This is a genomic window from Shewanella saliphila (assembly GCF_014648295.1).
Lineage (GTDB): Bacteria > Pseudomonadota > Gammaproteobacteria > Enterobacterales > Shewanellaceae > Shewanella > Shewanella saliphila.
Genome location: NZ_BMQV01000050.1, coordinates 20049 through 29157, shown reverse-complemented (window position 1 = coordinate 29157; position 9109 = coordinate 20049). Strand labels below are relative to the sequence as shown.

Sequence of the window (9109 nt, the reverse complement as noted above, 5' to 3'; positions counted from 1 at the left end):
TTCACCGTGTTCCCACTACGTTGTTGCGCTAATTTATAAGGTACCTACATTACCGCATTAACGCGCCTAGTATTGAAAACACGGTGAAGCTCTGAAACACGGATCTTCAAGTTGATTGGGTATATAAATATTTTACACTCTATCCAAAGGAACTAAGCTACAGTAATATTTGTCAAAATAACTAAAGTTCTCCCAAGAAGGAACAACCATGCCATCTCTTATTACGAGCAAAACGATTATCCGCACCAGTCTCGCGGCATTACTTACCAGTTGCGTCACTGTCAGCTTTACCGCTAGCGCATTACCCGCCGCACCGCTTAAAGATGTTTTATCATTAAAAGAAGCCTGCCAACAAATCGCCATTGAAGACCAACTGCCAGAAGCTGAAGTGAGTGCATTTTTATTAGATTGCGTAAATGACCAATTAACCGAAATGGGCTACGAGCGCATAGCTAGCCTAGATTAAATTGCCAGCCAAGATTAAGCACACAGTCGCTTACCATACTGAAAAAACGCCGTTAAGGCGTTTTTTATGGCTATTACAGCATATAAAACCTTTAAAAAGCCTGGCAAAAAATTGCTATCGATGCACCAATGGCCACAAACCAAGATAACGACCGTAACGTGCCGTAATTGAGTAAATACATGGCATGGTAAACCACTCTCGCCACAACATGCACAATCGCTAACAATGCCACCACATCAGTGACATTATTGGTGACTAATGCTGTTAGCACTGCAACCCCAAATACAATTAACGACTCAAATGCATTTTGATGCCCTGCGACTGCTCGAGCGCCAAAACCGGTTAATTGCGCTTGCTGCGCGCGCGGATGGTTATTGTCATAACGGCCTAATTTAGCCATCGCCATCGCAACCGGCACTTTAGCGGCATATGGCAGTAACATGGCAATCAGTAAACAAATCAAAATGGTTTGCATGGTATCCCTTCTGTTATTATTTTTAGCACAGCCAAACTAACACTAAGCTAGCTTCAGCATTGAAGATTCAGACTGCTATTAGCGTAAACTACACGCGACAGTTTAACCATATTCAACAGTAAAGAGCTCAACAGTAAATAGCTCAACAGTAAATAGCTCAACAGTAAATAGCTCAGTAGCAAATATGCTCAGTAGCAAACTGATTAACCCACAAGAGTAGTTAAAACAGCACAGATTAGCTTGTTTGATAAGGCAACCATACTTTAACACTTAAGCCGCCTTCTGGACGGTTTTGCATACTCATTCGCCCGCCATGCGCTTCTATTATTTCACGGCACAATGGTAAGCCAATGCCTGTACCCGACTGTTTGGTAGAATAAAAAGGTAACAAGGCTTGCGACAATACCTCTGACGACATGCCAGAGCCGAGATCATCTACCTTAATCAATAACCCGCTCACAGGATGACTGGTTTCTTCAAATGCCAATGACACGCTGTCTTTGTCTGCTCCCGATTCATGGGCATTTTTGAGTAAATTAATTAACACTTGCTCTAATTGCACAGCGTCCAGCTTGATGTCTAAAGTTGGCAGCGGCGTTAATAACCTAAATGAATATTGCTGCGCCAATTGTTGCGTCATACGCGCCCAGTCGACCAGCGCTTTTTGCGGTAAAGGTAACTTAGCAAATTGTGCATAGTGAGAGATAAACTGACTTAAGTGACTGGTGCGATTTTCGATGGTGTCAAAAATGAGCTGCAATTTAGAATTATCTAAATGCTGAGTTAACAACTTACCCGAGTTCACCATTGACGCAATCGGCGCAACCGAATTATTAAGCTCATGACTGATAATCCGAATCACCTTTTTCCATACCGCCACTTCTTGGCGATTTAGCTCTTTGGTCAGTTGTTTGAGCAAAATTAAATGATGTTGTTGGTTATTCTGGGTAAAACGACCACGGGAAATATGCCAGGTTTCAACATCGCCGTCTGTTACATTACCCCCTGCTTCACCTGCCTCGTTATCCGTCATTGCAAACAGCCCCTCTTGCTCGCTGTTTAAGGCGTTTTTGAGCGAGTCTGGTAACATTTCAGCCAACTCGGGCATTAACATGCCTTCAACGTTAACCCCGTGGTTAAATAAATGTCTTGCGGCGCCATTGGCATAAATAACCCGCTGAGAATCATCAATCAATAACATCACATTTGGCGAGTTCTGGATGACTTTATCCAGCATTAACTCACGCTGGTAAATAAACTGACGCTCACTGCGCAGCTTGGCAGACGCCTGGTTATATAAATGCACTAGGTTATCAAGCTGTGGTTCACCATAAGGATGCAAAGACACGCTAAAATCGTTGTCTTTAAAATTAAGTAAACCGATTTCAAGTGCTTGCAAGCTATCGCTTAATCGTTTTGTTAGCCAGGTACTGCAAAAATAGCAAACCACCAGCATCACAATCAGCGCTAACCATAAGGCGCTATCACCCAGACTAAACCACACCAGCGCGCCACAAAGTAACCCTAGCAGGCAGCTAAGCATATTGGCTAACACCAGTTTAGTTCGTAGCGACAACATCATGATTTAGTGTCTCGAATACCAAATTTATCCATACGTCGATACAAGGCCTGGCGGCTTAAGCCAAATGACTTAGCCACTCTGGCAATAACACCATTATGCTGAGTTAATGCCGCTTCTATTTGCTGTTTATTAGGCTCATTGATTAAGGGCGCATTATCTTGTTGTTCAGCGGGTAGAGTAGAAAAAGGTGGGCTTAGATGATTATGGCTCGAACCCGCTTCAATTTGATCTGCAGGCAATGTGTTTAAACCAAAATCATGAATGGTTAACTGTGCCGATGTAGCCAGTAATGCCGCCCGTTTGCAGGCATTTTCAAGCTCGCGTACATTGCCAGACCAGCAATGAGTAATTAACACCTGCTGGGTTACTTTATCTAGCGTAAATTGCTCGCCCATAAAATGGCGAATAAGCGGTAAAATATCATCCTGGCGCTGTTTAAGCGGTGGCACACTGAGCTCAATCACGTTTAAGCGATAAAACAAATCTTCACGAAAGCGTCCATTGGCAATGTCATCGGCAAGGTCGGCATTAGTCGCACTAATCACCCGCACGTTCACTTTACGGGTTTGATGGCTGCCTAAGCGTTCAAACTCACCGGTTTGCAATACCCGCAATAGTTTTACCTGGCCAGACAATGGCAAATTACCAATCTCGTCTAAAAATAATGTGCCCCCATCGGCGGCTTCAAATCGGCCCATGCGGGTTTTATTGGCGCCGGTAAATGCGCCAGCTTCAGCACCAAATAGCTCTGCTTCTAATAAGTCCATTGGTAACGCCCCAATGTTGACCTTAATAAAAGGCTTATCTTTAAGCGGCGAGTTAGCCTGTAAAATGTCGGCTATTTTGTCTTTGCCCGCACCATTGGGGCCGGTGATCATCACAGACACGTCAGAGCGTGCCACTTGTAAGGCTAAATCGACACAACGCTGCATCGCCCCACTGGCAAACACAAGCCCACATAGCTCAGCACCATTAATCGCCGACATACGGTCACTGTGGACCCGCGAGAGTTGATTGTTTTGTTGCGATAAGCGGTATATCGATAATAAATTAGCAATGCTGGTTAATAACTTAGCATCATCCCAGGGTTTACCCATGTAATCGGCCGCACCGGCTTTAACCAACTCCACTGCGGTTTCTAACTGGGTCCAGGCGGTCATTAAAATAATCGGTAAATTGGGCTGTAACTGACGCAAAGCATAAAACAGTTGCTTACCTTCTTCACCCGAGGTGGTGTCGCGGCTAAAGTTCATGTCTTGAATGACCAAGCAGATCTCTTTATTGCTCACAATATCAATGGCATCATCGGGCGAATGACAATAAATGGCATCATAGCCATGCAACTCAATCATCAGTGCAAGTGCCTGGCAAATAGCGTGGTTGTCATCAACAATTAAAATAGTATCCATTACGATGATATGGCTCTCATTGAGTAATTTGTAAATAACGGTAGCATTAAGCTACCGTAAAACAACATAAATTTCGAATAACAATCGCGAACTTACACACTGCGCGTTGCCATGGCAGGCGAAATATTCGCAGCTTTAGATGCAGGCACGATTACCGCCAACGTTGTTACCACTAGTAAGCCAATCACTGAGACAAGCGGATAAATCACTGGCACCATAGGTAAACTATATAGCGACATTAATTGCTGACCCAAGACTAAGGCTAACATGCCACCAATCACGCCACCCACAATACATATCAAGTAGTTTTCCACCATAAAATATTGAATGATATCTCGTTTTTTAGCGCCAAGGGCACGACGAGTACCAATTTGTTTGGTGCGACGTTGAATATTAAACATCACCATACCCGTTAATCCTAGCGCGGTAATCAGTAACAGTAAGATCACCATAATACTTAATACTGTCGCCATTAAACGATGGTTACTGTAGGTGAGATTTTTTATCTCACTGAGCGTTTGAAAATGATCTAACACTCGGTTTGGATTTTCAGCATGCAGCGCTTTACGAATGGTTTCTTCTAATGCAGGAATGTGCTCTGGCAATGCCCGCACCATATAAGATTTATTACTGCTGCTGCCACCAAAATCGATATTTTGGATCACGCTGTATTCAAAGTTTTCATGGTCAATCCAAGCCCCTTGTAGCTTATCGACCACACCAATAATGGTGACGGCTTGTGCGCCCTGATACATAGTTTTACCCAGCGGTGATTCTTCGCCCCAAAAAGCCTTAGCGAGGGGCTGCGATACTAACGCCATCATGCCGCTGTCATCTAGGTTGGTATTAATTTCATCGGCGGTAAAGTTTCGCCCGGCAATTAACTTAGCGCCCATCACATTGAGTAAGTGCTCATTACCTAAGTAAAAGGCAAAACCAGGAGTGCCTTTAGCCGTGTCAGCATCAGGGCCATCAACATAGCGATCCATCCAACCGCTGTCGCTTAATGGCAACATATTGCTATAACTGGCATCAATCACATTGGGCAGCGAACGTAAAATTTGTTGGTCTACTTGGTTTTGTTTTATGTTGTCGATTGCAGGATCAAAGTTGTACATACTAAACGTGAGTATTTGTTCTTCTGCATAACCCGATTCACGCTGCATTAACGACAAGCGTTCGTTAATGATAAAACTCGCATTGGACACAATCGCCACAGATAAGATGATCTGCAACAGTAATAAAATCGGCGCGCTTTTACTTCGCATTAAACTGGATAAAATCGGTTTGATATGTAACATGGTGATGTCCTTATTTAATCCGTTATTGAGTTTTTAAATACACACTAGGTTTAGTGCGGCACACCACCCATGCAGGATAAACGCCTGCCAAAACCGCGGTAGAAATAGCAATTAACGGGGTAATAATCCACATGCTAGCATCAAGGCCGGTGACACTTTGGTCCATTGAAAAATAACTGTGTAGCGCGGTTAACGAGCCCCAAGCCCATAACAACCCTATCACTCCACCAATAAAGCCAATCATGCCCACCTCAACCATGTACTGACTAAATATCTGCCCACGACTGGCACCAATAGCGCGTCGAACACCCACTTCTGGTGCGCGCTTTAAAAATTTAGTCAGTAACAGCCCAAGAATATTGACCAGGCACACGCTTAAAAACAGCAAGCTTAAACCGACCAGAATTTTGTTGTCTTCTGGCACCACATTGCTGTCTTCAAGCCATTTATCGATATCGCTAATTTGCACGGCTTCTGCAGGGGTTTTAGCGGTATCAGTAAAGCGACCAATAGCACGTTGCTGCTCAACATAACGGGTTAACCAACTGTGGTAGTTTTGCTTTTCATCTTCGCTGTTAAGCTCTGTCCAAAACTGAATCCACACTTTCTCTGATGCTAAGCGGTCGCTGTAAGTGAGCATGGGTTCGAACTTCCAACCACTGGTGTTACCCCACACATCAAATTCTTCCTGTCCTGTTAACGAGAACGGAATGAATATTTCTTCTGCGTCATTAAAGGCACCATTGAGCGGATCGTAATATTTAGGCTGTGGATTCCAGTCTTCAATCACCCCCACAATCTGGTAAGGTTTACGGTCTAAAAATACCGTTTTACCCACACTGTTTTTGCCTTCAAAAAAGCGTAAGTTTAACTTTTGGCTAATCACCACTTGATACGCGGGGCGTAAATCAACGCTGGCGTCCCAATAACTGCCATATAAAAATGGCACCGAAAAAATCCTGAAAAAGTCTCTGTCGGTCACCCGCACACTTTGTAAAACAGGCTCAATTTTGGGGTTGTCAGACTGCAACGCTAAACCGGTCCGGTAAGTCGCCGTTTTTAGGCTTAATTCATCGTTATTACGCAAGTTCATTGCATCGGTGTAGGTGATGCTTGAAATAAACTCATCCCAGGTATCTAGGCCTTGGCTCCAAAGCTGCACCGAATTAATCACCTCACTTCGATCACCAGCCGGGTTATAAGACATGGTTTTATACACATTTAACGTGGTGATGGTAATGCCGATCCCAATCGAAATAGCCAACACCATTAACATCGATAACATTGGTGTTTTTCGGATACTTCGCCAGGCTAAATCGCAATAATAAAAAAACATAATGCTCCCCCTTAGCGAGTGCCGGTAGCTGCTGATTGGTACATCGAAAAATCACACACTTGACCATCGACAATTTGAATATTGCGCTGAGCACGGCGTGCCAATTCCGAGTCATGTGTCACCATAATAATGGTGGTGCCTTGTTGATTGATGTTTTCCAATAGCTCCATAACCTGGCGCGCCATCAAGCTGTCTAAATTACCCGTGGGTTCATCGGCAAGTAAAAAGCGTGGCTCCCCCGCTAATGCCCGCGCAATGGCCACCCGCTGTTGTTGCCCGCCAGAGAGTTGTGTCGGTAAATGCTTCATCCGCGCACCTAAGCCGACTTGCTCTAACGCGGATTCGACTCGGCGCTTACGCTCGCTGGCATTCATACCGCGATAACGCAATGGCACTTCAACGTTTTCGGCTAAATTAAGATCAGGAATTAAATTAAAACCCTGAAAAATAAAACCAATTTTTTCATTACGCACTTTAGCACTGTGGTTATCACTTAAATTCGACACATTCACGCCATCAAGGCTGTATTCGCCCGAACTAAAGCCTTCGAGTAAACCCGCAATATTCAAAAAAGTCGTTTTACCTGAACCAGAAGGCCCTGTTACCGCAACAAACTCGCCCTCATTCACTTCAAGGTTAAAATCGCGTAGCGCGTGGGTTTCAACGAGGTCGGTCTTAAACACCTTGCTGATATTTTTCATCGATAACATATTGGCTTCCTTGGTTTATTAGGTTGTTGCATTCCAGTGCTTCTACTGCGAATGTCTTACTGGTCTGAATACTAATGCTCAATTGAATCATGTAAAAACAGCGCTAAGGCGATGTTATTACTCTAAATGGGCTAAAACTGCAGCTTAACTTTAAGCATGTCGTTAATATTAATGTGCAAGCTAAACGCTGAATTGATGTCTATTAATCGCGTGCTGGCATGGCTGCTGATATCAATCAATTGCAAACTAACCGATAACCAATCTGTTTGATTATCAATGCGATAACTCACGGCCATAGCAAGAATAAATAACGCAACTAGTGCGATAAGCTGTCTACGTTGAATAAAAGTCATGGAATGTCCTTACTCTGTTGAGTGTCTGTTAATTAGCTTGTTTATCGACTTAGCTATCTGATTTGAATCGTGGGATCATTTTTAAAGGTTTCGGTGCCAGATATCACCCATACATCGCCTTCTTCACCACCTTCAAGCACTTCAACCTGGCTCATACTGCGAGCGCCCAATTTAACGGATTTCTTTTGGGCGATAGCCTCGTTAACTTGGTAAGCCACTTCACCGCCCATATTGAGAAAATCACCGCGTTTGACGATTAATACATTAGGTTTGTTTTCCAGTAAGACTCGGGCAGACAGGCGCTGATTTTGACGTAAAGACAAGCTGTCACTGTTAGCAAAACGCACTCTTGCAGTCACTTCGCGGTTTCTCACTTCGGGTGAAATAGACGACAACTGCCCAACCACATTCAGGTTGCCAAAACTCAACTCGACATCCATGCCTAATCCCAGTTCATCGGCATAAGACTCGGGTACAGCAAGCTCTGCTTCAAAGGCGGTTAAATCCACAACGGTTAACATCGGCTGACTCGCACCAATACGGGCTTTTTGCTCCACCAGCCAGTTGCCAATAATGCCGCTCACTGGCGCAACAATACTCAGCGCATTCGCTTGTCGTGTGAGTTCGCGCACCACTAAGGCCTGACGCTGAACTTCAAGGGTACGGTTTTTAATTTCAAAACTGAGGGTGTCGCGCATTAACTCAACTTCTTGCTGAGCATGCTTGTGCAGCAGTTTGGCTTTATGTAAATCATCTTTGCTTTTTTCAAAATCAATTCTGCTGATCAAGCTTGATTCAATCAATTGATCGCCACGACGACTTTCACGTTCTGCCGCTTCTAAATCTACTTTCGCCATATCTAAAATCTGGCTGACGCGCAGTTGCTCTCGGCGGGCATCTAACTTGGCCCGCTCAAGGCTGCCTTGCATACCTTCAAGTAATGATTGCTGTTGCTGCAACTCGCTTTGCAAACGTGGGCTTTCAACCTTCGCCACCACTTGCCCAAGTTCAACCTCATCACCAGGTTGGCTTAATAGCGTCACCACACCTTCTTCAGTGCTGTATAAAATCGGCGCATTGGCGGCGACAATTTTACCGGTAGTAGCAATGTCTCTCACTAGCGTGCCACGAGTCAGCATTGCCAAGCGTAAATCGGCGCCATCCACTGAACGCTGGTTACTGTCGTGACTAAAACTCGCCCACACCAGCGCGCTCATCAATATGGCGACGCAACCTATTATTAAGGGTAGGCGCAGCTTGCGCCCTAGCTTCGGCGCGACAAGGGTATCTTGGCTACTTGTGTCTTTAATCATCTCAAATCCTTAGGTAACACGTTGACAGCACGTACTACTTCACGTTTATACCTAGGATATAGCACAAGCTATGCCAATAGTTATTTATTGTTATTTTTCATAAGGATAATGATTTCAAGCGATAACCGAACACCTTAAAAGTGTCCGCGGACAGGTGTGAAAAC

General features: G+C 44.3%; 9 protein-coding genes. 1 reads left to right on the top strand and 8 read right to left on the bottom strand.

Annotated elements, in window-relative coordinates:
• The first annotated feature begins 208 nt into the window (after positions 1 to 208).
• Positions 209 to 466 carry a hypothetical protein gene (locus IEY48_RS17760; RefSeq protein WP_188922730.1) on the top strand — a complete coding sequence of 86 codons (258 nt, stop codon included), beginning with the start codon at positions 209 to 211 and terminating at the stop codon, positions 464 to 466.
• A 91-nt stretch (positions 467 to 557) separates the two neighbouring features.
• On the opposite strand, the gene IEY48_RS17755 is transcribed toward IEY48_RS17760, so the two are convergent.
• From IEY48_RS17755 to IEY48_RS17720, 8 genes are all read right to left on the bottom strand, one after another.
• Complete coding sequence (locus tag IEY48_RS17755; protein ID WP_188922729.1) at positions 558 to 941, bottom strand: MAPEG family protein; 384 nt, start codon at positions 939 to 941, stop codon at positions 558 to 560.
• A 235-nt stretch (positions 942 to 1176) separates the two neighbouring features.
• Positions 1177 to 2520 (bottom strand): sensor histidine kinase, encoded by a 1344-nt coding sequence (locus IEY48_RS17750; RefSeq protein WP_188922738.1) that lies wholly within the window; start codon positions 2518 to 2520, stop codon positions 1177 to 1179.
• A complete protein-coding gene (locus IEY48_RS17745; RefSeq protein WP_188922727.1) occupies positions 2520 to 3932 on the bottom strand; it encodes a sigma-54-dependent transcriptional regulator in 1413 nt (470 codons plus the stop codon). Before IEY48_RS17745 ends, IEY48_RS17750 begins: the two co-directional genes overlap by 1 nt.
• A 92-nt stretch (positions 3933 to 4024) precedes the next feature.
• Positions 4025 to 5233 carry an FtsX-like permease family protein gene (locus IEY48_RS17740; RefSeq protein ID WP_160053164.1) on the bottom strand — a complete coding sequence of 403 codons (1209 nt, stop codon included), beginning with the start codon at positions 5231 to 5233 and terminating at the stop codon, positions 4025 to 4027.
• Between the two features lie 22 nt (positions 5234 to 5255).
• On the bottom strand, positions 5256 to 6569 hold the full coding sequence (locus IEY48_RS17735) for an ABC transporter permease (RefSeq protein WP_188922725.1): 1314 nt from the start codon (positions 6567 to 6569) through the stop codon (positions 5256 to 5258).
• An 11-nt stretch (positions 6570 to 6580) separates the two neighbouring features.
• The gene (locus IEY48_RS17730) at positions 6581 to 7279 is read right to left on the bottom strand and encodes an ABC transporter ATP-binding protein (RefSeq protein WP_160053166.1); all 699 of its coding nucleotides are present in this window, start codon (positions 7277 to 7279) and stop codon (positions 6581 to 6583) included.
• 131 nt (positions 7280 to 7410) lie between these two features.
• Positions 7411 to 7632 carry a hypothetical protein gene (locus IEY48_RS17725; RefSeq protein WP_188922722.1) on the bottom strand — a complete coding sequence of 74 codons (222 nt, stop codon included), beginning with the start codon at positions 7630 to 7632 and terminating at the stop codon, positions 7411 to 7413.
• Positions 7633 to 7685: 53 nt separating this feature from the next.
• Complete coding sequence (locus IEY48_RS17720) at positions 7686 to 8945, bottom strand: efflux RND transporter periplasmic adaptor subunit (protein WP_188922720.1); 1260 nt, start codon at positions 8943 to 8945, stop codon at positions 7686 to 7688.
• Positions 8946 to 9109: the final 164 nt, after the last annotated feature.

What these genes read in the sequence shown, in the direction of transcription:
- IEY48_RS17760 (WP_188922730.1), top strand. Translation starts at nt 209, where the DNA reads ATGCCATCTCTTATTACGAGCAAAACGATTATCCGCACCAGTCTCGCG.
- IEY48_RS17755 (WP_188922729.1), bottom strand. Translation starts at nt 941, where the DNA reads ATGCAAACCATTTTGATTTGTTTACTGATTGCCATGTTACTGCCATAT.
- IEY48_RS17750 (WP_188922738.1), bottom strand. Translation starts at nt 2,520, where the DNA reads ATGTTGTCGCTACGAACTAAACTGGTGTTAGCCAATATGCTTAGCTGC.
- IEY48_RS17745 (WP_188922727.1), bottom strand. Translation starts at nt 3,932, where the DNA reads ATGGATACTATTTTAATTGTTGATGACAACCACGCTATTTGCCAGGCA.
- IEY48_RS17740 (WP_160053164.1), bottom strand. Translation starts at nt 5,233, where the DNA reads ATGTTACATATCAAACCGATTTTATCCAGTTTAATGCGAAGTAAAAGC.
- IEY48_RS17735 (WP_188922725.1), bottom strand. Translation starts at nt 6,569, where the DNA reads ATGTTTTTTTATTATTGCGATTTAGCCTGGCGAAGTATCCGAAAAACA.
- IEY48_RS17730 (WP_160053166.1), bottom strand. Translation starts at nt 7,279, where the DNA reads ATGTTATCGATGAAAAATATCAGCAAGGTGTTTAAGACCGACCTCGTT.
- IEY48_RS17725 (WP_188922722.1), bottom strand. Translation starts at nt 7,632, where the DNA reads ATGACTTTTATTCAACGTAGACAGCTTATCGCACTAGTTGCGTTATTT.
- IEY48_RS17720 (WP_188922720.1), bottom strand. Translation starts at nt 8,945, where the DNA reads ATGATTAAAGACACAAGTAGCCAAGATACCCTTGTCGCGCCGAAGCTA.